Source organism: Candidatus Paceibacterota bacterium (genome assembly GCA_041660505.1).
Lineage (GTDB): Bacteria > Patescibacteriota > Minisyncoccia > Phycocordibacterales > JACRKE01 > JBAZWG01.
This window is the reverse complement of record JBAZWG010000001.1, coordinates 302,414-324,835: the sequence shown is the minus strand read 5'-3', so window position 1 is coordinate 324,835 and position 22,422 is coordinate 302,414. Positions and strand designations below refer to the sequence as shown.

26 protein-coding genes are annotated in these 22,422 nt (G+C 47.6%); 19 read left to right on the top strand and 7 right to left on the bottom strand.

The genetic code is table 11. The features are described from left to right. The first annotated feature begins 135 nt into the window (after positions 1–135). The 16 genes from tuf (at position 136) to rplE (ending at position 9,188) form a co-directional block, all read left to right on the top strand. Positions 136–1,326 (top strand): elongation factor Tu, encoded by a 1,191-nt coding sequence (gene tuf / locus WC764_01770; GenBank protein MFA6006437.1) that lies wholly within the window; start codon positions 136–138, stop codon positions 1,324–1,326. A gap of 50 nt (positions 1,327–1,376) precedes the next feature. Beyond that, positions 1,377–1,724, top strand: a complete 348-nt coding sequence (rpsJ, locus tag WC764_01765; GenBank protein ID MFA6006436.1) for a 30S ribosomal protein S10 — start codon at positions 1,377–1,379, stop codon at positions 1,722–1,724. Between the two features lie 23 nt (positions 1,725–1,747). Beyond that, positions 1,748–2,359, top strand: coding sequence for a 50S ribosomal protein L3 (rplC, locus tag WC764_01760; protein ID MFA6006435.1), 612 nt, complete (start codon positions 1,748–1,750; stop codon positions 2,357–2,359). 30 nt (positions 2,360–2,389) lie between these two features. Next, on the top strand, positions 2,390–3,052 hold the full coding sequence (gene rplD, locus WC764_01755; protein ID MFA6006434.1) for a 50S ribosomal protein L4: 663 nt from the start codon (positions 2,390–2,392) through the stop codon (positions 3,050–3,052). A gap of 1 nt (position 3,053) precedes the next feature. After that, positions 3,054–3,350, top strand: coding sequence for a 50S ribosomal protein L23 (rplW, locus tag WC764_01750; GenBank protein ID MFA6006433.1), 297 nt, complete (start codon positions 3,054–3,056; stop codon positions 3,348–3,350). A 56-nt stretch (positions 3,351–3,406) separates the two neighbouring features. Then, the gene (rplB, locus tag WC764_01745; protein ID MFA6006432.1) at positions 3,407–4,246 is read left to right on the top strand and encodes a 50S ribosomal protein L2; all 840 of its coding nucleotides are present in this window, start codon (positions 3,407–3,409) and stop codon (positions 4,244–4,246) included. A 101-nt stretch (positions 4,247–4,347) separates the two neighbouring features. Continuing rightward, positions 4,348–5,094 (top strand): transposase, encoded by a 747-nt coding sequence (locus WC764_01740; GenBank protein MFA6006431.1) that lies wholly within the window; start codon positions 4,348–4,350, stop codon positions 5,092–5,094. A 108-nt stretch (positions 5,095–5,202) separates the two neighbouring features. Next, on the top strand, positions 5,203–5,556 hold the full coding sequence (gene rpsS, locus WC764_01735) for a 30S ribosomal protein S19 (GenBank protein ID MFA6006430.1): 354 nt from the start codon (positions 5,203–5,205) through the stop codon (positions 5,554–5,556). 31 nt (positions 5,557–5,587) lie between these two features. Then, a complete protein-coding gene (gene rplV, locus WC764_01730; protein ID MFA6006429.1) occupies positions 5,588–5,983 on the top strand; it encodes a 50S ribosomal protein L22 in 396 nt (131 codons plus the stop codon). A gap of 2 nt (positions 5,984–5,985) precedes the next feature. Then, a complete protein-coding gene (gene rpsC / locus WC764_01725; GenBank protein MFA6006428.1) occupies positions 5,986–6,678 on the top strand; it encodes a 30S ribosomal protein S3 in 693 nt (230 codons plus the stop codon). A gap of 63 nt (positions 6,679–6,741) precedes the next feature. Continuing rightward, entirely contained in the window at positions 6,742–7,158 is a 417-nt protein-coding gene (gene rplP / locus WC764_01720) for a 50S ribosomal protein L16 (protein ID MFA6006427.1), read from the top strand. A gap of 70 nt (positions 7,159–7,228) precedes the next feature. Next, positions 7,229–7,435 carry a 50S ribosomal protein L29 gene (rpmC, locus tag WC764_01715; protein ID MFA6006426.1) on the top strand — a complete coding sequence of 69 codons (207 nt, stop codon included), beginning with the start codon at positions 7,229–7,231 and terminating at the stop codon, positions 7,433–7,435. A gap of 63 nt (positions 7,436–7,498) precedes the next feature. Beyond that, positions 7,499–7,765, top strand: a complete 267-nt coding sequence (rpsQ, locus tag WC764_01710; GenBank protein MFA6006425.1) for a 30S ribosomal protein S17 — start codon at positions 7,499–7,501, stop codon at positions 7,763–7,765. A gap of 66 nt (positions 7,766–7,831) precedes the next feature. Next, on the top strand, positions 7,832–8,212 hold the full coding sequence (gene rplN / locus WC764_01705) for a 50S ribosomal protein L14 (GenBank protein MFA6006424.1): 381 nt from the start codon (positions 7,832–7,834) through the stop codon (positions 8,210–8,212). 73 nt (positions 8,213–8,285) lie between these two features. Beyond that, positions 8,286–8,594: a 50S ribosomal protein L24 gene (gene rplX, locus WC764_01700; protein ID MFA6006423.1), complete on the top strand. Its 309-nt coding sequence runs from the start codon at positions 8,286–8,288 to the stop codon at positions 8,592–8,594. Positions 8,595–8,654: 60 nt separating this feature from the next. After that, a complete protein-coding gene (gene rplE / locus WC764_01695) occupies positions 8,655–9,188 on the top strand; it encodes a 50S ribosomal protein L5 (GenBank protein ID MFA6006422.1) in 534 nt (177 codons plus the stop codon). 78 nt (positions 9,189–9,266) lie between these two features. Here the strand turns inward: rplE and WC764_01690 are convergent, their stop codons facing one another. The 3 genes from WC764_01690 to WC764_01680 all read right to left on the bottom strand — a co-directional run bounded on the left by WC764_01690 (position 9,267) and on the right by WC764_01680 (position 13,506). Further along, on the bottom strand, positions 9,267–9,833 hold the full coding sequence (locus WC764_01690) for a hypothetical protein (protein ID MFA6006421.1): 567 nt from the start codon (positions 9,831–9,833) through the stop codon (positions 9,267–9,269). A 124-nt stretch (positions 9,834–9,957) separates the two neighbouring features. After that, on the bottom strand, positions 9,958–11,520 hold the full coding sequence (locus WC764_01685; GenBank protein ID MFA6006420.1) for a hypothetical protein: 1,563 nt from the start codon (positions 11,518–11,520) through the stop codon (positions 9,958–9,960). Between the two features lie 231 nt (positions 11,521–11,751). Next, on the bottom strand, positions 11,752–13,506 hold the full coding sequence (locus WC764_01680; GenBank protein ID MFA6006419.1) for a hypothetical protein: 1,755 nt from the start codon (positions 13,504–13,506) through the stop codon (positions 11,752–11,754). A gap of 131 nt (positions 13,507–13,637) precedes the next feature. Here WC764_01680 and WC764_01675 point away from each other — a divergent pair, with 131 nt between their 5' ends. Together WC764_01675 and WC764_01670 are read left to right on the top strand one after the other, a co-directional pair. Beyond that, positions 13,638–13,961, top strand: coding sequence for a hypothetical protein (locus WC764_01675; protein ID MFA6006418.1), 324 nt, complete (start codon positions 13,638–13,640; stop codon positions 13,959–13,961). Positions 13,962–14,060: 99 nt separating this feature from the next. Continuing rightward, a complete protein-coding gene (locus tag WC764_01670) occupies positions 14,061–14,546 on the top strand; it encodes an NYN domain-containing protein (protein MFA6006417.1) in 486 nt (161 codons plus the stop codon). Between the two features lie 102 nt (positions 14,547–14,648). Here WC764_01670 and WC764_01665 read toward each other — a convergent pair whose 3' ends face one another. After that, entirely contained in the window at positions 14,649–16,433 is a 1,785-nt protein-coding gene (locus tag WC764_01665) for a hypothetical protein (GenBank protein MFA6006416.1), read from the bottom strand. A 116-nt stretch (positions 16,434–16,549) separates the two neighbouring features. Here WC764_01665 and WC764_01660 point away from each other — a divergent pair, with 116 nt between their 5' ends. Then, positions 16,550–17,203 (top strand): zeta toxin family protein, encoded by a 654-nt coding sequence (locus WC764_01660; GenBank protein MFA6006415.1) that lies wholly within the window; start codon positions 16,550–16,552, stop codon positions 17,201–17,203. Positions 17,204–17,391: 188 nt separating this feature from the next. Here WC764_01660 and WC764_01655 read toward each other — a convergent pair whose 3' ends face one another. Genes WC764_01655 through WC764_01645 form a run of 3 tightly spaced genes read right to left on the bottom strand, consistent with a single transcriptional unit; the run spans position 17,392 to position 22,403 of the window. Continuing rightward, positions 17,392–19,101, bottom strand: a complete 1,710-nt coding sequence (locus tag WC764_01655; GenBank protein MFA6006414.1) for a hypothetical protein — start codon at positions 19,099–19,101, stop codon at positions 17,392–17,394. 33 nt (positions 19,102–19,134) lie between these two features. Next, entirely contained in the window at positions 19,135–20,871 is a 1,737-nt protein-coding gene (locus WC764_01650; protein MFA6006413.1) for a hypothetical protein, read from the bottom strand. 56 nt (positions 20,872–20,927) lie between these two features. Further along, positions 20,928–22,403 carry a type IV secretion system DNA-binding domain-containing protein gene (locus WC764_01645; GenBank protein MFA6006412.1) on the bottom strand — a complete coding sequence of 492 codons (1,476 nt, stop codon included), beginning with the start codon at positions 22,401–22,403 and terminating at the stop codon, positions 20,928–20,930. Between the last annotated feature and the right edge of the window lie 19 nt (positions 22,404–22,422).

Here is a 22,422-nt window from a genome sequence, read left to right as displayed (position 1 = left end):
TAGCCCTAGAATCTGCTACTATACAAGCCACGCATGATTATGTGCGTGGCTTTGTTTTAAATAGGTATTGCGTCCTCGTAGAGCGCGATTCCTGACGTTATAAAAAATTAGTATTAATAATCTTATTTAAAAAATATGGCAGAAGCATTTGATCGTTCCAAGCCGCACGTAAATGTCGGCACCATCGGTCACGTTGACCACGGCAAGACCACTTTGACCGCGGCCATCCTCCACTCGCTCAACTTGGCGGGTAAGACTGTGCGCATGAAGTCGGTAGACCAGATTGACTCTGCGCCGGAAGAAAAGGCGCGCGGTATTACTATCGCCCTTTCTCACAACGAATACGCCACAGATAAACGCCACTACGCGCACATCGACGCTCCGGGACACGCCGACTATATCAAGAACATGATCACCGGTGCCGCCCAGATGGATGGGGCTATTCTCGTTGTTGCCGCAACCGATGGCGTGATGCCACAGACTCGCGAGCACATTCTTTTGGCCAAGCAGATTGGTGTGCCAAAGGTACTTGTCTTCTTGAACAAATGCGACATGGTTGACGACAAAGAGCTTATCGACCTCGTTGAAGAGGAGGTACGCGACCTATTGGCCAAGCAGGGCTTCGATAAGGATTGTCCGATTATCCGCGGCTCCGGCCTTAAGGCGCTGGAAGGCAAGGATGTAAATGATGAGTGGGTCAAGAAAGTTCTTGAGCTCACAGACGCCTTGGATACTTATATTCCTGAGCCTGTTCGCGATGTCGCCAAGCCATTCCTCATGCCTATCGAAGACGTGTTCTCTATTGAAGGCCGCGGTACTGTGGTCACCGGCCGTGTAGAACGCGGGAAGATTAAGGTAGGTGAAGAAGTAGAAATTGTCGGCATTCACCCGACTTCCAAGACGACCGTTACCGGTATCGAAATGTTCAACAAACAGCTTGACGAGGGTATCGCTGGCGACAATGCCGGTATTCTCCTCCGCGGTACCAAGAAAGAAGATGTTACCCGCGGTCAGGTCCTATGTAAGACTGGTTCAGTCACTCCTCACACCGATTTCACCGCAGAAATTTACGTTTTGAAGAAAGAAGAAGGAGGCCGTCACACGCCGTTTTTCAATGGTTACAAGCCGCAGTTCTACGTCCGCACGACGGACGTGACGGGCGACGTGACATTGCCGGCCGGCACAGAGATGGTTATGCCTGGTGATACGGTCAACATCACAGTCAAGCTCGTGGCCCCGGTAGCTTTGGAAGAGAAGCAACGCTTCGCTATCCGTGAAGGTGGCAAGACGGTGGGTGCAGGAGTTGTAACGAAAATCAACGCGTAAAGAAATCGGAGGTCCGACCTCCAGAGGGAGGTCGGACCTCCGATTACACTATGGCAACAAAAACCAAGAAAATTGAATCAGCCAAGGACAAGCCGACGAAGCTCCGCATTCGCGTGTCTGCTTACGAACACAAGATCCTGGATCAGAGTGTTCGCCAGATTATAGATACCGCGATGAGGAACGAGGCGGCAGTAGAAGGTCCGACTCCGCTCCCGACCGATATCAAGAAGTATACGGTCAATAGAGGTGCCTTCATCGACAAAAATTCCCGCGAACAGTTCGAGATGCGTACGCACAAGCGCTTGATCGACATCCTGTCGCCATCGGCCAAGATTGTCGAGTCGCTCACGAATTTAAGTTTGCCAGCCGGTGTGAATATTGACGTAAAGATGCTGTAATTCCTAAATTCTAAAATTCCGTTATGAAGTTCATTTTGGGTACAAAAGAATACATGAGTCAGATCTTCGATGACAAAGGCACGGTGCATCCGGTCACGGTTATTAACGCCGCCGCCAATGTCGTCACTCAAGTAAAGACAAAAGCCAAGGATGGATATGATGCCGCGCAGGTTGCTTATGGCACAAGAAAGCATATTTCCAAGTCCGTTGCCGGACATGTTAAGGAGTTAGGCAAGCCCAAAGCCATTAAAGAGTTCCGCTTCAAGCGCACCGTTCCGGATCTTGCTCGCGGTTCAGCCCTTGATCTAACACAGTTCAAAGAGGGCGATGTTGTACACGTCTCGGGCACGTCTAAGGGTAAAGGATTCCAAGGTGTTATCAAACGTCACGGCTTCCATGGCGGTCCGCGCTCGCATGGTCAGAAGCACTCGGAACATGCCCCGGGCTCACTCGGTGCCGGCGGTATCCAACGCGTCTTCCGCGGCAAGAAAATGGGCGGCCGCATGGGCAGTGACCGCGTCACCGTTCGCAATCTCAAAATCGTCAGGGTTGATTCAGAAGCAGGCAAATTATTTATCGAAGGCGCAGTTCCGGGACGTCGGGGAACACTGTTGGAAATACGAAGCAAGAACTAGTTTTTAGTTTGTAGTTTTTAGAAAATACATATGGAAGCAAAAGTCTACAATCAAGAGGGCAAAGAGACGGGCAAGGTAACACTCCCACGTTCGGTATTCTCGACGCCGTGGAATAGCGACATGGTGCACCAAGTGATTACTTCGATGCAATCGTCAGCTCGTGAGCCGTGGGCGGATGCCAAAGATCGCGCCGAAGTGGCCGGTGGCGGTATCAAGCCGTGGAAGCAGAAGGGGACAGGCCGCGCACGCCATGGCTCTATCCGTTCGCCATTATGGCGCCACGGTGGAGTCACACACGGACCATTAAAGGAGCGCAACTACGTTCGCAAGGTCAACAAGCAGATGAAGACCAAGGCCTTGTTCGCTATCTTGTCGCAAAAGATGAAGGAGGGCGAATTGCTTTTCGTTGACAGCTTCAACTTTGGCGCCGCACCCAAGACCAAGAAAGCAGCCGAGAGTCTTGTTGCATTTTCGAAAATTTCCGGCTACGAGAAGATCGCGTACAAGAATGGTTCGCGCGCCCTTGTCCTTATGGGCGAGGCCAATACCGAACTCTTCAAGAGCTTCCGCAATATCCAGTCGGCCAAGATTGATGAGGCACGCAACATTAACCCGGTCGATGCACTGCAGTATAAATATATCGTAATCGAGAATCCGGAAAAAAGTTTAAAGAAGCTGGCCAACCGCGCATAATATGAAAAATTTACACGCACAATTTACGGTATTACGAAGACCGCGCATAACAGAGAAGGCGACGATGCTTGCCGAGCGCGTGGACACTCCTACATATACCTTCGAGATTGACGCGCGCGCCAACAAGGCAGAAGTGGTTAATGCCGTTAAGAAACTGTTCGGTGTCACACCGAAGAAGGTGGCTATCACGACCAATCCGCGCAAGGCGGTCGTCGTCCGCGGTAAAGCCGGCTTCAAGGGAGGCGTGAAGAAAGCGGTAATCTATTTAAAAAAGGGCGATAAGATTGAAATTGCATAACGATAGAAGAGGCGAGACCTCCGGCAAAGGCGGAGGTCTCGCCTCGGAAAACCAATATGAAACACTACTCTCCCACATCCAAATCCAGACGCAATATGACCGGCATCAATTACCGGGAGTTTATTACGCGTAATGAACCACATAAGGCTCTTACCTTGGGTGGTAAGCGCGATGTTGGCCGTAATAATAAGGGTCGTGTTACTTCGTTCCACAAAGGTGGCGGACACAAGCGCATGTATCGCCTTGTGGATTTCATGTACAACAAATTTGATATTCCGGCGACTGTCGAGTCTGTTGAATATGACCCGAACCGCACAGGCTTCATTGCGCTCGTACTCTATAAAGATGGTGAACGTCGCTATATTTTGGCACCGAAGAACATGAAAGTAGGCGACAGCTTTATTGTGTCCGAGAATGCACCGGTCGCAACCGGCAACAGACTGCCGCTCAAGAAACTGATGGCCGGAACATTTGTCTATAATATCGAAATTCACCCCCGTGGCGGCGCCAAGATCGCCCGCTCGGCCGGTAATTTTTGTGAAGTGCTTGCATCCGACGCAGGATTTACGAGTATCAAACTCCCATCCGGCGAAGTCCGCAAAGTCAACGAGAACAGTTACGCCACGATTGGCGCAGTATCGAATGATGAGAACCAACTCGTTCAATTAGGCAAGGCAGGCAAATCACGCTGGCTCGGTAGACGTCCGAAGGTCCGTGGTACGGCCATGAACCCGGTAGATCATCCATATGGTGGTGGAGAAGGCCGCCAAGGCCGTGGCACCAAGCGCCCAAAGACCCGCACTGGAAAGGTCACCGGAGGCCACAAAACCCGCACACCCAAGAAGTATTCAAACGTCTTCGTCGTCAGTAGACGCCCCGGCCGCAAAGCTCGATAAAAAGAAAATCAAAACTAAAAAACACTATTCAATAAGAATGGTGTTTTTTGTTATATGGCGGAGGTTCAACCTCCGCCATTATCCGTGGTATACTAGGCTATATGGAACGAATACCATTTGAGGCGGGAGCTTATTATCATATCTATAATCGGGGGACGGAGAAGCGCGATATTTTTCTGGACAATCGCGACTACAGGCGGTTTATTCATTATTTGTATGTCTGTAACGACACCGCACCGATAGAAAAGATCCGCAACGAAGGTAAACTGAAGGGCGACGCAGGTAAAACCCCCTCAAATTCTAATGTCCGAGGCGAGACCTCGGACAAGACAGAAAAGCCCGATAAACGGGAGAAGCTCGTAGACATTGTGGCCTATGCGCTGATGCCGAACCATATCCACCTCCTACTTTCGCCGAAGACCGATACGGGATTGAGTAAGTTCATGCAAAAAGTTCTGACAGGGCATACGATGTTTTTTAATAAAAAGCACAAGCGCACAGGCGCACTTTACCAAGGACTATTCAAGAGCAAGGAAGTGACCAATGAGCAGTATCTTCCGGTATTGGCGCGATATATACACCTTAATCCCGTCGATCTCATGCCAATACACGATGTCCGAGGTCTCGCCTCGGACAATAGAAGAATAGAGGCTTTTTTGAAGAATTATCGCTGGTCGAGCTGTGCTGACTATTTGGGAGCGAAAAACTTTCCTTCACTACTTACGCCCGAGTTATTTTGGGAGATCTTCGAAGATAAAAAAGAGCACCGAGACTTCTTGTTCGAAGATGCTGAAGAACTGGTTGAGGGGGAGGACCCAGCCATAGCCGAGCTCGGATTTAAGGAATAATCCCATGTCCGAGGCGAGACCTCGGACATGGGATATTTTCGTTGACAGAGGGGGCTGTTTTCTGGTAGTATAGCGCATTGTCCCTTTGGGGACATTATTTTCAAAACAATGTCACGATCACTCAAGAAAGGCCCATACGTCGACCCGCGACTCATGAAAAAGATTGAGGGTAAGAAGCCGGATCAAGCCGGGGTTATTAAGACTTGGTCGCGCGCCTGCCAGATCGCGCCGGAGATGGTCGGATTCAAGTTTGGCGTCCACAACGGCCGTGCACATATCGAGGTCCTTGTGACCGAAGACATGGTGGGGCATCGATTGGGCGAATTCTCGGTTACCCGCAAATTCCTTCGCCATGGTGGTAAGATGCAGAAGGAGCTTGAAGCCAAAAAGAAGGAGGCTGAGCTTAACGCCGCTAAGTCTGCCAAAGAGGCGACGACTGCAGCCACGGGAGCGAAGAAATAAACAGAATTAGAGAATTTGAGAATTTAAGAATATGGAAGTCAAAGCATCATTACAATCTTATAGACAATCACCCCGCAAAGTCCGTCTCATTGCCGACGCTATTCGCGGCAGGCAGGTGAGTGACGCTTTGGCCCAGCTCGACCTTATGGTTAAGCGCGGTGCGGCTCCAATGAAGAAATTGCTTATGTCCGCTGTTGCCAACGCAGAGAATAATTTTAAATTGAACAAAGACAGCTTGATGGTGAAGAATGTAACGGTTAACGCCGGTGTCACAATGAAGCGCTCAATGCCCCGCGCCTTCGGCCGAGCCTACCCGATCCACAAGCGCACCAGCCACATCTCGCTTACGCTCGATGAAGGTAAGGAACTTGGACGCTCGGCTTCTCAAAACAAGGCCCGGAAGCCAAGCGTCCAAGTTCAAAAATAATTATGTCACACAAAGTCCATCCATATGCACATAGATTGGTAATTCTGCGAGACTGGCGCTCGCGCTGGTATGGCGAGGCCGGCAAATTCCGTTCGTTCTTGAAGGCCGACGTGCTTCTTCGTGAATATTTACAAAAGAAATTGCGCCCGTACTCTCTGGACGGTATTGAATTCGAGCGCGGTGCCAACAGCTATAAAATCATCATCAAGACCGCCCGCCCGGGTATGATTATCGGCAGAAGTGGGGAAGGGGTAACCAAACTCCGCACCGACATCATGGCCCAGCTCAAACGCTGGAAGATCGAGGTACCAAAGGATGTGCGTCTCGAGATTGAAGAGGTCCGCGTACCGGAGAAGCATGCGGCAGTCGTCGCAATGCAGATTGCCGAGAGCTTGGAGAAGCGCCTGACATTCCGTCGCGTTATGAAGCAAGCAATCGAGAAAGTGTCCGCCAACCGCGACGTGCAAGGCGTGCGCGTCGTACTGTCCGGCCGTTTGGGCGGTGCTGATATGAGCCGCCGAGAAGCGCTGATGAAAGGACGTCTCCCGCTTCAGACACTCCGCGCCGATATCGACTTCGCTCGCGAAAAGGCGCACATGTCATATGGCGACATTGGTATCAAAGTATGGATTTATCGCGGAGAAATCTTCGAAGCCGCCAAGAAGTCGCAGACGCAGAACGAAGCAAAGAAATAAAGACTGGAAAAGGTTCAACCTTAGGCATCCAAAAGGTTGAACCTTAAAGAAGACAAAAAATTTATGTTACTCCCGAAAAAAGTAAAATTCAGAAAGTGGCAGACCGGCCGCAAAAACACAGGCAAAGTGCGCATGGAGACGCGCGGTACCACGCTCGCCTTCGGTTCATTCGGACTCAAGACCGAGGGTCACGACCGCATCCGCTCGAACGAGATTGAAGCATCCCGCAAAGCAATCATGCGATGCTTGAAGAAGACGGGTAAGCTCTGGATTCGCGTCTTCCCCGACCGACCATTCACCGCCAAGCCGGCAGAAGTGAAGATGGGTAAGGGCAAGGGCGATCCGCAAGGCTACTGCGTCCAGGTGGACCCGGGTCGTATTCTCTTTGAGATCGACGGTACCGATGAGGCAACGGCGCGCGAGGCGCTCCGCAAAGCAGGCACGAAGCTCGGCGTTAAGACAAGGATTATAGCAAGATAAGGAACTTGGACGCTCGGCTTCCGTGCCCTGTTCCCAGAAGCCGAGCGTCCAAGTACAAAATACAAAAAATATGGCAACGAAACACACTACAACTCATCGCAAAGAAGTTCAAGACTCAGGCACCGATGCCTTGAAGAAAATGCTCGGCGAGAAACGCGAGGCGTTAAAGAACTTCCGCTTCGGTGTCTCCGGCGCGCGAGTGAAGAACGTGAAGGCATCAAGTGTTATGAAGCGCGATATCGCCCGAATTCTGACTAAATTGAACGAGAAAAAGTAAAGACTGGAAAAGGTTCAACCCTAGGCATCCAAAAGGTTGAACCTTAAAGAAGACAAAATTATTATGGAAACAAAAACACAAAAAACAGGTCAGAAAATAGGCAAGGGCTTACAAGGTAAAATCTTGTCGCACAAAATGGACAAGACTGCGGTCGTGCTCGTCTCAACCTATAAGAAACACCCGAAGTACGGCAAGTTTATCGTGCACGATAAGAAGTTTAAGGCACATGACGAGAAGAATGAGTACGCCGCAGGGGATGTCGTCCGCATGATGCCATGCCGTCCGATGTCAAAGGAGAAGCGCTTCACTATTGTCGAAAAGATAAGATAAGGAACTTGGACGCTCGGCTTCCGTGCCCTGTTCCCAGAAGCCAAGCGTCCAAGTACAAAAACTACCATGATTCAACCACGCTCAATTGTAAAGATCGCAGACAACACCGGAGCCCGTATCGGACGCATCTTCAAGGTGCTTGGCGGTTCCAAGAAGCACTACGCCGAGATTGGCGAGATGGTTATCCTGTCCGTCCAGGTTGCCGAACCGCGCCGCCAGATCAAGAAGAAGGATGTCTTAAAGGCTATTGTGGTGCGCCAGAAGAAGGCCTTCCGCCGCAAGGACGGTACCTACCTGCGCTTCGACGAGAATGCGGTGGTTATTATCGACAAAGATACGAAGAAGAAGAAAGAGCCAATCGGCGGCCGCGTATTCGGTCCTATCCCGCGCGAGCTCGGTGAGGTCGGTTATCAGAAGATTATTTCTCTCGCACCAGAGGTGGTATAAAGACTTTCGGGAAAACACTCGGTGTTGGGAGCACTAAACACCGAGTGTTGAGGAGAAAGTCAAAAACAAAATCATGAAAATCAAAAAAGGCGACAAAGTAATGGTGGTAAAAGGTAAGGATCGTGGCAAAGTGGCCAAAGTACTCCGTGCCTTTCCTGCCGACAACAAGGTGCTTGTTGAGGGCGTCAATATCAAGAAGTCTCACCAGAAGCCACGCAAGCAAGGGCAGAAAGGTCAGATTGTGGAACAAGCCGCGCCAATGCACGTCTCGAACGTGATGATCGTAGACCCGAAGAGCGACAAGCCGACCCGCACGGGCGTGAAGATGATTGGCGAGAAGAAGACTCGCGTAACAAAGAAGTCTGGAGCAGAACTTGAATAATGACTAGCAAGGTTCAACCTTAGGCATCCAAAAGGTTGAACCTTAAGATAGACAAAAAATATGGCATCCGTACAAGAAAAATACAAAGCAGAAGCCCCCAAGCTCAAGGAGCAGTTCAAGCTGACGAACGTGATGGCTGTGCCTAAACTGACGAAAGTAGTGGTCTCTGTTGGTACCGGCAAGAACCACGACAAGAAGCGCCTTGAGCTCGTCTCGGAACGCTTGGCTAAGATTACCGGCCAGAAGCCGTCTCCGCGCCCGGCCAAGATTGCTATCGCGTCATTCAAATCTCGCCAGGGCGATATCGTCGGTATGAAGGTGACCCTCCGCGGTGCCCGCATGTACGGCTTCCTCGATAAACTTTTGAACATCACATTGCCTCGTATCCGCGACTTCCGTGGCTATCCTGTTACAGGTATCGACGCGATGGGCAACTATACCCTGGGTATTAAAGAACACACCATCTTCCCCGAGTCAGCCGATGAAGACATCAAAGACGCCTTCGGTATGGCCGTCACCTTCACGACTACAAGCAAAGACAAGAAGCAGACCGAAGCGCTCTTAAGAGCCATCGGCGTCCCGTTCAAGAAATAGAAGGTTAAACCTTCTAAAAAAATAAAGCACAGGAAGGTTCAACCTTAAGCAAGCAAAAGGTTGAACCTTTTCGTTCGTTTAGTCCTTGAATTTCTTAATCCCGAACCAGAGGAGGGCGACGAGAGCGATGGCGAGGACGATGACTCGCACGATGTCGTCCATGTCAGACCAATAGCGCATCGAGGCGATGATAAGAGCCAAGATGCCGCCGAGCGAAAGTCCGAGTGATACGGCCGAGCTCGCGCCGACTGCATAGCCCACGCCGAGCGAGATTACTCCCAAGATTATAAGTATCACGAACACGTTGCGGTTATAAACCGATAGCACTGCATCGAAGTTCTTAAGGCAAGTGTACTCCAACCAGCATGAGCCCGTGAGCACGACCGTCCCGGCCGGCGCCACCTTAACCGGTTGGCTGTAGCCGTCCGGAGATACCATCGTACCGTACTCGTTCCACTGTCCGCCGGCACTGACGCACTTGTCTTTACTAGTAATCTGCTCGTTGACCTGGTTGACAGGGCAGAATGCTTCGCGCAAAGGCTCCTTATATCCGAGACGTATGGCGAAGGTGAAGAACAGGTTAAGCACGATAACAATGGCGATAGTCAGAATCCACTTAAGCACCTTCGAACGATGTGTCTCCATATGATTTATAATTAGCTTTTAATCTTATTTTAGCAAGTTATACCAAAATATCTTAATCTTAAATACAATAGATTGCCATAGTATGTTAAACAAGTAACGATATTTCTTCAACTTCCAAAACATATTAGATAAATTCTGCTTTATAACATTGATCGCAGTAAATAATCTCCGGTTTCTCAGGTGAGAAGGTAGTTTCGAAGCGGTTTATGCATTGTTTGCCATGACCATGACTCTCAACCGCGCACATACATTGTCTTTCCCAGAGAGTATATCGGTTCCGCCAAGCGAAGCGTTCATCTGTGCGGCATGTCGGGCATTTCCTCGGCAAGGCGACATTCATGCTCCTGTAAAAATTGAGTTCATTTTTGCTTATCCTGAAGGCTGTGGTGCACTGATGGCCACAATCGGAATCGATACAGCCGACAATTTCATTGCAAATAGAATCTGGAGTATCTCGAATATTGTCCGGTAAATCTAGCGGCTCCTTGGTGATATTATATGATCTGACAGCTGATTCTTGCCATCGCCAGTTTTCGGCCAATACCGCTTCTTTTGTCTTCGGATAGAACGGGAACCCGAAACATTCATTGTACGCATAAGCGGATAGTTCAGTCGGAAAGAACTCGCCGAACTTATATATTCTGCCCTTTTTGTCGACATACGGGACTTCGTCCATTTGTTTCTTGATCTTCGTGATCATTGCCTCATACTCATCTTTTGAATACTTTTTATTTAAAATACAATTTTTAACATTCTTAACAGAGATACAGCCGAAGATGTCCGATGAATTATTAGCCCAATCGCTATACCAGGTATTCTGGGAATTACCGCCGCCTACAGAAAAAAAGCATCGAAACGCATTTCCGGTAATCCCAAAAACTTCATATAGGAGCGCAGATGACAACCCAACACCGCTCACATCCATGCTGTCTTTCAAGTTTAAGCCGCCCAAATACAGGTATTTGCAATTTTCCACACCATCAAGTGCAGAAAAACACGCGTGGCAGTTTTTAGCGTCTCGAATGATATCGCCGGTAACATCTTGGCTATGATGGATGTTGGCATAACGGTGGGGCGTAGAAAGATAGAGTTCCCTGAATTTTTTCTTTGCTTCTTTGAGTTTGGCATAACTGCCGATATCCCAATATTTTATCCTTTCTTTGTAATCTTCCTTGGAAAATTGCTCGTTAAAAATGCAGTATTTTTGTTTCCTCAAATTTATACAACCGAAGCAGTCTGAACAGCCGACACAGTCATACAAGAAAGACGATTCTAGGCATTCATCAGCGAAGTAGCCGAAACTCACTCTGTACAATCTGTTTGAATGCAATGATTCATAAGCCTGGTTAGAATTGTCAGTCACATAGCAGTCGAAGCAATTTTGAGACAGAAATAGCGCATAGCAATTTTCCGAATCTTGGGTTTGGAAACTAAAGAAAGTGTAGTAGCAGTTTTTAATGCTCTCGCAGGCGTGAGTGTAATCGCTGTTCACAAGATTCGAGCCGGTTAACGCCGGTCGGGGGACTGCTTCCATCAAGCGACGATATTGTGTAAAAAACGGAGAGTCGAAGTCGTAATCTCTACCATAGTCAAGAGGGCTCCATTTGTCTGATCTGAAGCATTCTCGGCAATAGATGGTGAATGGCCCGCCCGGGGCATGAATGGTTACGATTTGTTTCTGGCACATCGCACAAACGCCGCGATACAGGGTCATATACTCCCTCCACGCCATTCGTCGTACATTTCGACACTCCGGACACCAAGTCGGCGGGGGAACTTTTATCTTTTGGTAAAACCCGAAATCCTCCGGCTCGATGACGAACGGGTTTTGGCAGTTTTGGCAACTTTTAGTTTCTGGGTTCATGGTCTGTCTTAAGGTTCAACCTTTTGAATGCCCAAGGTTGAACCTTGCCAGTCATTATACCACTTCCTGCTGATAACACTTCTCGCAGTAAATAATTTCTGGACGGTCGGGTGCGTACGTCGTCTCGAAGGTGTTGGGGCAGGGTTCTGCGCCGTGTGGGTGTTCTGCGGTGTTTTGGTACATCCCATTGGCGGAGGCGAGACCTCCGCACTTACACTTGCCGGGGTACCACTTGGGCAGATTGCGGAAGGCTACTCTATCTTTAAATCTGCAATTATGGCATTTGCGGGGTATAGGAATAGAGTATGTTTTATAAAAAGTGAACTCTGTGGGAATAATTCTGTAAGCTCTCTCGCACCCGGCACAGGCGATAATCTCTTTCGTAATATTCTCACCGGCGTCTTTGATATTGTCCGGCAGATCTTTCGCTTGTATAGTCGTTTTATATTCTGCTGTTTTAGTCTCGCGCCAGATTAGACCGAAGGCCTCTGACTTTTCTTCATCTAAATCGGTAAAGTCGAGCAGAGCAGTCTCGTTCGCCGCGTATGGCGCCATATCGGGCGGGAAAAATTCGCCGTATGTATATTTCCGGCCAAGCGCGTCAATGTATGGCATCGCATTCATGTGCTCGACGATCTTCGGTATGAGTGCCTCGTATTCTTCTTTACTATATTGCTTATTCAAGATGCAATACTGTGCCTTTTTAGTAGCGACACAACCGAAGCAGTCTGATGAGGAGAAAATACCAAGCGAATATTGTATATTTTTACAGTTCGGCGAACAGCCGAAGGAGAATTTAATATCATATGCGTGTATGCCGCAATCTACCGCCTCATAAACTCTCTCGGCATTAACGCCCCAGTTGGTGAAGTCGTAACTATCGCGGACCGTAGGCGCCAGTGCTTGGGAATAAGCAACACTTTCCAACCCATAGGCTTCGTAACAATATTTAGCGTCTTTGGAGTGGGCGACAAGATCGCCGATAGAATTCACATTCTGTATCCCGACATAGTACTTTCTCGGAGACTTGAGCATTAGCTCATGCCAGACGTTCTTGTGTTCTTCGAGCGCTCGGTGCGAGCCAAGATTTAACCCTCCTAATTTCTTAAAGTATTCTTCTTTAGAATACGGCTTATTGAAGATGTGATATTGCGCTTTATGCAGATTAACACAACCTAAGCAGTCACTGCAGTTGTTGCAGTTGTACATGAGCCACGAGTTGATACAGCCGTCGGTGTTGCTGGCAAAGAAGACTTTATGACATCTGCTCCCGGTCTCGAGGTTATAGCACAGCTCGCAGTCCGACCCGCTTAGTATGTCGATGCAATTTTTTACCGCGCCAGAAAATACGCAATATAAAGAGTCTTCGCACTTGGCGGAATTAAAGCACATGTAGCAGTTCTTCAGATGGTTTGAGTTATTGGAATACTCGCTATCTATCAATTCCATCCCGGCGCGGTGGGGGAAGGGCACAGTAGAGGCTAATTCTTTAAGTTGGTCGAAAAACGGTCGAGAAAAATCGTAATCCCTGCCATAGCTTAATGTATCGAAGCTGTCTGACCACCACTTATCCTCGTCTATAATTTTGAAGAGAGACTCTTGAGGGTAAGTTGATAGCACCGGTTTGCCATCGTCTCCTGTGCGCCTAAAGAAGCTACGCTCATTCCAGAAGGCCATGCGCCGAATCATCCGGCACCAAGGGCACCAAGTCGGCTGGGGAACACTTATTTTTTCGTAAAATTCAAAGTCTCTAGAATCTATAGTGAAGTGCTTTTTACAATTCTGACAAGCCTTTGTTTCCGGGTTCATATTGAGTAATTATATCCTAAAATCCAAACAAACGCATCAGAATAATTCGCTCTGGACTTTCTCTCTTTTATATGTTTTAATATCTCCGGCGCAGCACTACGCAAAGCGCTTTTTGACAGGAGGGAATCCCAGTGATTTCTTTCAAGACTTTTTTTCGAGTTGCTCTCTTCTGCGAGATCTCGTGTCTCGCGGGATACGGGGCGATCCTCTTCGCGATGGCCTACCCGGCTATCGCGGCAGGCGCCTGCGGCCTGCTGGTCGCAGGCGTGGTGTTCTGCCTGCTTGCCCTCTTCTGGGAGATCGAAGAGGTGACGATTCTCCCCGCCGATACCGAGGCCAAGTCCGAGGGTCGCCTCGGCGACTGGGCAATCCACCCGGTCGAAGGGGAGGAGGTGGTAGTAGTCTATCCCCGGACGTATCTGACAGCCGAGGGAGAGAAGGTGAGTGTCGAATAGCGCATTTTAAAGCCCGCAAAGGGGGGACAAGAAAATCTGTCCACCCGGCGGGTTTTCTTGTTTTATACATCTTTGTGCGCAATATGTTAGAATTTGGTTGTGAAGAGAATAAATATTTATATTGACGGGAATAACCTCTATCGCGGAGCAAAAGAGCTGGGATTTGAGATCGATTATAAGAAATTTCGCGGTTGGTTACGGCAGAAGTATAATCCCGCACATTGCTATCTGTTTATAGGACTCGTTCCTGACCGAGCGAAATTTTACGAATATTTGCAGATATGTGGCTTTGTTCTTATTTTCAAACAAACCATAACATTTGAGGGTCTAGTGAAAGGGAACTGCGATGCCGAATTGGTGCTTAAGGCCGTCTCTGATTTTTATACTAAAGCGTATGATTCGGCCGTGCTTGTTACCGGCGATGGCGACTTCGGCTGTCTGGTGGAATTCTTACAAAATGAATCAGCGCTCGGCGGAGTTGTTGCGCCCAATAAAGGCAAGTGCTCTATCCTCCTCAAAAACAAGAATATAAACCTGCTTTTTTTGAATGAGCAATACCATAAGTTTCAACGAAAGAGGGTCTGAAAAGAAAAAGCCCCCGATGTGTACGGATACACACAAGGGTCTCCTTCGTAGTGATAGCGATATTGTATATCCTTTGCGCTAGGTAGTCAAGTTATCTATAAACTAGGCCACTTCCTGCTGATAACAAGATTCACAATAGATAATCTCCGGCTGGTCGGGAGCGTACGATGTTTCAAAGGTGTTTTGGCATTGGTTCACGCCATGAGTATGAGATACGGTATTTTGGTAGACACTATTGGTGGAGGTTAAACCTCCACACTGACACTGGCGGTGCCAGAGCTTGAGCGGGTTTCTGTATGAAAGTCTTTCACTGTGTCGACAAGCGAAACACAGACGCGGGAGAGGAAGATTAAATCTTCGCAATAAATCAAGTTCTTGTGATGTTATACGGAATGCAGAAACGCAATTATGAGGACAATCACCTTGATGTAAACAAGAAATTACCTCGTTTACAATACTATCATCAGTATCTGTGATTTTGTCGGGCAAGTCATTTGCCAGTTTGGTTATAGAATAAGTCTTCTTGGTCTGCTCTCGCCAGATATATCCTTTACTCGTCACTTCGTTTGGCGATAGCGGAAACAAGTCATAGATTAATGTCTCGTTGTAGGCAAAGGGAGAAAGTTCCATCGGAAAGAATTCCCCATATCTGTATTCACGCTTTTGCGCGTCAATGTACGGCATATTATTCATCTGCTGAATTATCTTCGGTACGAGCGCTTCGTATTCTTCTTTACTATACTGCTTGTTTAAGATGCAATATTGTTTCCTTTTAAGTCCGGCACAGCCAAAGATATAGCTTGAAGACGGAGACGTGATTGAATATTCAGCATCATGAGATGCCGGATACATATACGCGCAGAATTTTAGTCTTGAAACATCGATACCCGATTGGCAGTTTTCATATACCAATTCTGAATTTGTGCCAAAAACAGTAAAGTCGTAACAGTCTCTCGAACCAGGGGGTGTCAATAGGAACTGGCAAAAACGAGAGTCTTCGAGTGATCCGCAGTAATAAGAATTCGAGACGTTCTTTGAATTGTTTAGATGATCTCCGGATACATTAACATTCTGCCTGCCGTGCATAGACCTAACGGGGAAGCGGTAAGCGAACTCTTTGAATTTCTCAGCATTGTCGTCAAGATTTTCATAAGAGAACGGATTTAATTCAAGCAGCTTATTTTTGTATTCTTCGGCAGAATATTGCTGATTAAAAATACAATATTGTTTATTGTTTAAATTTACACAGCCGAAAATATTGGAACAATTCGTGCAATTTTTCGAGTAAAATGTTTCCTGGCAATTTCGACAATCTACAGAATAGAACACCTTATAGCAATTTGAACAGCCGCAAGAGGTGTAACAAAGTTCGCAATAACTGCAGAAAAACAAATCCGCACATTCTCTCGAATTGTCCAAGTCTACTGAATAGTTGCAGTTCTCGTTATAAGCCGCAGAAAAAAGAAGGTAGCAATTCTTGAGCCACCCTGCATTCATACAATAATCGCTGTTCACTGTATCGTTCACCGAGCGGCTAAACCACGGCACGTCACGGATAAGTTCTTTGAATTGTTCAAAAAATGGCCTATTAAAGTCATATTCTCGGCCATAATCAGTGGCATCCCATGAATCTGACCACCAATAATCGCGATCATAGACTCTGACTTGGGCGTCAGGATGAAACATGGAGAATATTTCCTTTCCTGTGGCGTCACACTTTCTTTTAAATAAAGCTCGTTCATTTCTCCAGATCAGTCTTCTTTTCAGTCGGCAGTCAGGACAGAAAGTAGGCGGAGGAACTTTTATTTTTTCGTAAAACTCAAAGTCTTCCGGCTCAATATTAAAGCTCTTTTTGCAATTCTGGCAGGTTTTGGTTTCAATATTCATCTCTCCACTATAGCCCAAAAATCATGATTGCGCCACTTATTGAGTTTGCTTTGTATACGAGGTACAATATCAAAATGAACATTGAGGAAACACAATCAGAGGAAGCTCTTACCTAGATTAAGCGACACTCAAAAGAACTTGTCAGGCGGTTCGCAAGTCTCGATGAATATCAGACCGACGTAAAGCTTATAACGATTTTTATGGCCGGATCTCCGGGCGCGGGTAAAACCGAAGTTGCTCGGCGACTAGCCGAGAAGTTTATCAAAAAGCCAATCCTGATTGATGCAGACGAGATCAGAAAGCTCTGCCCGGGCTACAATGGTACGAACGCTCATATTTTTCAAAGAGCGGCGAACAAAGGAGTCAATACATTATACGATTATGTGTTGCATAAAAGCCTGAACGCAATTGTCGACGGCACATTTGCCTATGCCGATTCAACTAAAAATATCACCCGCTCGCTTGAGCGAAATAGAAAAGTAGAAATCTACTTTGTTTACCAAGAACCTTTCCAAGCATGGGAATTCACAAAGAAAAGAGAGACACTTGAAGGGAGGAGAGTGTCAAAAGAAACGTTTATTCGCGGGTTCTTTATGGCTCAAGAAAATGTTAATAAGGCTAAAGCCGATTTTGGTAATAAAATAGAGCTTAACCTCGTAATTAAGAATAACGACAATGCAATCGAAAGCCTGGAGTTAAATATCGACAAAATTGACTACTTCTTGGCAACAAAGTATACTAAAGAGCAACTAATCGAAATCCTTGTATGATTGCTGTTATTAAAGCCTTATTTCAGAGAAATACACCCCCGCAAACGGACTTTTCAGAGTTCTTTTATGGTGCGTCCGCAGGGGAAAAAAAGAAGTTACTAATGGAGGTGGTTCGTGAAGCGAATAAAGACCAGAAAGCTCTAATCAAAAGATACGAAGAAACAAAAGCCGCGTAAGCGGTTTTTGTTTTATACTACTTCTTGTTGATAACAAGATTCACAATAGATAATCTCCGGGCGGTCGGGAGAATATGACGTTTCAAACTCGTTTTGACATCCAACATTCATACACTTTCTGTGCCAGAGCTTTAAAGGGTTTCTTGATTTAATTCTCTCGTAGTGGCGGCAGTTACTGCAAATTGTGGGCAGAGCGAGATTGAATTTTTTATAATAAGCCAATTCGAACGGGGTGATGCGGAAGGCGGTGGCGCACCTGTGCAGACATTGACCCTTGTGAGCGCACTCTAGAATTTCGTTAGTGATAGAGTCGGGGACATCGCGAATGTGGTCGGGGATATTACCCTTTGCCACCGTTACTTTATAATTCCGCGAGAGCTCATCGTCCAGATTTAAACCGCGCAAGATAACCTCTTCTTTTGATAAAGGCAAAACTTCGTTCGCCGGGGTGTCGTAATATAGATAGGGGCTTTCATCGAGAGGGAAGAATTCACCATATTTATATACTGCGCCGTTTTTGCCAGTATAGGGCAAACCGTTCATGTTGGCGATGATTCTCGGCAACAATGAGCGATATTCTTCTTCGGCATATTGCTTATTCAAGATACAGAATTGCTTATTCTTTAGTCCGACACAGCCGAAACAATCTGAACAGTTAATCATAAAATAAGAATACTGGACATTCTTACTGTCTAGACAGATCACACTGAAGTAGACATTTGATGACCGGAGTACCGCGAAGTCTTCATAAAGCTGTTCGCCACGGGCAATGCGGAGATCGTAACAATCGCGTACTCCGCCTGGGCACATCTCGGCGAAGCGGGAATCCTCTGAATTTTTTATGACATAACAATCCCTGCAATTTTTGCAGCCGGTTATGTTGTCGCCGGTACAATTTTCGGATTTAATTATATTGGCGAAGCGCTTGGGCGTTTTAGCATTAAACTCGGCGAAAGCCATTTTAAAATTTTCTAAATTGGCATAACTGCCCAAATCTATCTTACTGCGCTCGCGTTCATAATCCGCCTTGCTGTATTGCTCATTATATATGCAGTGATTCCTGTTTCTTAATTTGGAACAGCCGAAGCAGTCGGAACAGTTCTTGCAGTCGTCCAGGAACATGCTGTCGAAAGTTTCTTCGACATATCTCCCGAATTGCACCTTATTACACTTGGTGCCGTCCATCAATTCGTAACAGTCTTCGCTCTGGGTGGTATAAGCCGTGTCGATACAGCCCCGGCAACCGTCTATGCGATAAGAGTAGTAGCAGTCTTCATTGGGTAGTGGTGTGCCAGAAAAGAAAATCAGATAACAGTTTTTGGCGTTAGAGGTGTGATTGACGTAGTCACTGTTGATTGGATTTTCGTTACTCACCGCCGGAGTTGGCGTGGTGCGGAAGAGTTCAAAAAATTGATTCCAAAAAGAAACCTTGTCGTCGTAATCACGACCGAAGTTTAGCGCATCCCATTTATCTCCCCACCAGCAGCTATGGCAGTAGGCAACATGCGGTACTTTGTCGTTGAACATTGAGAGTGTCGTTTGGCCGCAAAGCGCACATGAAGTTTTACGAATCCCGCGCTCGTTCTGAAAGAACATGCGCCGCCACCGCCGGCACTCCGGGCACCAAGTCGGGGGCGGAACTTTTATTTTTTCGTAAAACTCAAAGTCTTCCGGCTCGATGACGAAGTTCTCGTTACAATTCTGGCAGGTTCTAGTTTCCATTTTAGCCTTATAATAGAGAGTTGAACTCTCTATTTAAACAACTTCTTGCTGATAACACTGTTCGCAGTAGACAGTATATCCTTTATCCGGATCATAGCCAGATTGGATTGATTTGCCGCACTTTTTACAGGTGTCTGTATAGAGGTGATAGGGGATACGGAATTCGAAAAGCTTATTGATGCGCACGTCGGGATGAAGACGCGGAAGCGGAAGATTGTGCTGGCGGTAGAAGGCAAGCTCGTACGGCGTAAGGCGGAACGGCCGGCCGGTCTCCATGCACAAGACTGCCTTGTGCAGAATGTCATCGGTAACATCTCGTATATTGTCCGGCAGGTCGGCGGCTTTGATGACGTTCAACCCTGAAAGGTCAACAGGATTTTCTTTTTTATCGTGCCACTTCCAGCCTCGCGCCGATACTTCATCTCTTGTAAGAGGGAATTCGAGCTGTGCATCACTGTCATTGTATGGGAATGGGCTGTCGGCAATAGAGAAGAACTCGCCATATTCGCCGCGAGCAAGCATCGCTGTTTTAATCGCGTCGACTTTCTCCCAATACTCATTTTCATCGTATTGTTTGTTGAAAATACAGAACTTTTTTCCTCGCAGACCGAAACAGGCAAAACAGAATTCCACGTTAATGCATTCAACCGAATATTCCACCTCGAGGCCAGTGCGGATAAGCAAAGAAAATTTACATTTAATACAAACAGGGGTCCCGGCACAATCATAGGCGAGGGATGTGTCTGTACTGCCGTAAGTATCTAGTGAATCCGTGACTTTGAGCGAGCTCATAACGTTTTTGATATTTTCTCCGCCCCCGAAACATTCATATGTGTTGATGCAATTTTTGCAATTGCGCAGATTGTTACCGACGCAATTTTCCGATTTCAAAATATCCAGATTCTTGTGAATCGCTTTTTTGCACAGTTCTTCGAACTTTCGGCGATATGTCTCCAGTACTGTATAACTGCCGAGATCAACGTCCAAAAGCCTTTTTTCGTATACCTCTTTGCTCAACTGTTCATTCTTCCAAACATATTTAGCATTGCGGAGATTGCTGCTCATAAAGCAGTTCATGCAATTTTTACAGTCGAACAAGAATGATGAATCAACGCAGTCAGCAGAGTCAACGCAGAAGAGGCAGTTATAGGAACGAAGGCCGCGCACCGAATGGTAGGAATTTTCCACACTATCAATACTCAAGAATTCGAGGCAATCTTTTGAGTTCACCCCGAGGTGGCCATATTGTAAATTTTCCGAAAGGTACGGCACGGCGACGTAGTAGCAATTCTTGGCCTGTACGCCCGAAACAACGAAGTCGCAGTTGATACTTTGGACATCCTTGTTGGCAGTCTGATGGGGGAAGTTGGCGGCGAATTCGGCGAACTTTTTAAAGAACGGCACGCTCGCATCGTAGGTGGTGGCGAAACTGAACGGGTCCCAAGCATCGCTCCGATAATATGCATCATCATAGACTGGCACAGGATTATCTTCATCAAGAAATGAAACTATCTTCTCGCTGTGGCCGGGCGCTGCACATGATTTTTTATAAAACACCGGGCGCAACCGTATGCGTGATGCCATACGTCGCTGTAGCCTGCACCGCGGGCAGAGAGTCGGTGGCGGGACTCTTAATTTCTTCAAAAATTCGATATCCTCGGCCTCTATTTGGAACGAAAGATTACACTGTTTGCAAACGCGTTCGTGAGGCGCCAAGGTGGCGAAAATGGCATCAAGCGCAGAATCGAATTTGGGGGTTTTGCTGGGCATAAGGAGATAATATCACAAGGGCGGGCCAATTCCCACCATTTGAACCTTGCCAGTCTTTATATAAGCGGTTCGGGAGAGCTGTCGCCCGTGCCTGGGGCTTGCGCTGGTGATGAGGTGAGGGTTGCCGTAGTGGTCGCGCCGGCGCCGTTGTTCGATGGGCCTTTATTCATCTTCAAATTCTCGTCTTCTTCGCGGACTAATTGCTCGGCAAGCTCTACCGGGATATTGTATTTTGAGCGCGAGGCGGCGATGATGCGGTCTTTATACGACTCGTGAAGCGGGGGCAAAACTTTCAAAGTTTCAGCCGAGAACGGGTCGTAGGTCTCGCCGTCGATGGTCATCTTGATATAGAACTCGCGGAGGCCCAAGTTGATGAGGTCCTTCGGCTCGATGAGCGGGGCCATCTCGGCCTTGAGCGACTCGGCATCATCACCGCCGACGCGGAAGGTGACTATTGTGCCGGAGTTACCGCGCACCGCTTGCTGGATTTTGGGCGAGAGTTGGGCGACGTACTGGTGCGCGACAATAAGACAAAGTCCATATTTACGAGACTCTGATAAGATATTTTCAAAAGTGTCGGTGACGACGGTCTGGAACTCGTCTACATATAAGTAGAAGTCTTGGCGGGCCGAGCGAGACATCTTGGCGCGCGCCATACCGGCTTGCTTGATCTTGGTGATGAGCATTGAGCCGAAGAACGAAGAGTTTTCTTCACCCAAGCGGCCCTTGGACAAGTTGATGAAAATTAATTTCTTGCTGTTCATCAGCGCTTCGAAGTCGATTAAGTTCTTCTGCTGGCCGAAGATATTACCGAGGAGCGGATTTGAAAGAAACTGTCCAAGCTTATTGACTAGCGGAATGATGGCATCGGTATCGAACTTCTCCGACCAGTCGGCGAATTCGATTGCCCAGAATCTTTTCACCACATCATGCTGAATATACTCGACCACCTTCTGGCGGTAGTTGCGGTCGGTTAGCATCATAAGCATCCCGCGCATCGTGGCGTACGGATAGTCGAGGAGAGCAAGAACGGTGAAGCGGAAGACGTGCTCTAAGCGCGGTGTCCAGTTGGCACCGAACTGTTTTTGCATCACCTCGATAAGACCTTGAGCGAGCTGATGTTTGAGATCGGCCTCAACGCCGACTAATGGGTTGAATGATGCCGGGAAGGCGGTATCTGATGGGTCGATGATGACAACATCGTCTATACGGTCTTCCGGAATGAACTCAAGCACGTCCTCGATGACATCGCCGTGCGGGTCCATAAGGCAGAGGCCGTCGCCGTGGGCGATATCTTGGCGGATCATGATTTCCAAGAGTTTAGACTTACCGACGCCGGACTTGCCGATGACGTACATATGGCGCGTGCGGTCCATACGCTTGATGCCAAAGATATAGCGCCGGTCGTCCATCGCCACGACGTAATTCGTTTTGCCGAGGCAGGTCAAATTTTGGAGCTCGGTATTATCGGGCGTAGCAAGCTCGGCCGGTGGCGGGGTATAACGTATCTTTTGAATTTTCCCAACTTCCATACAATATAATATCTGATAA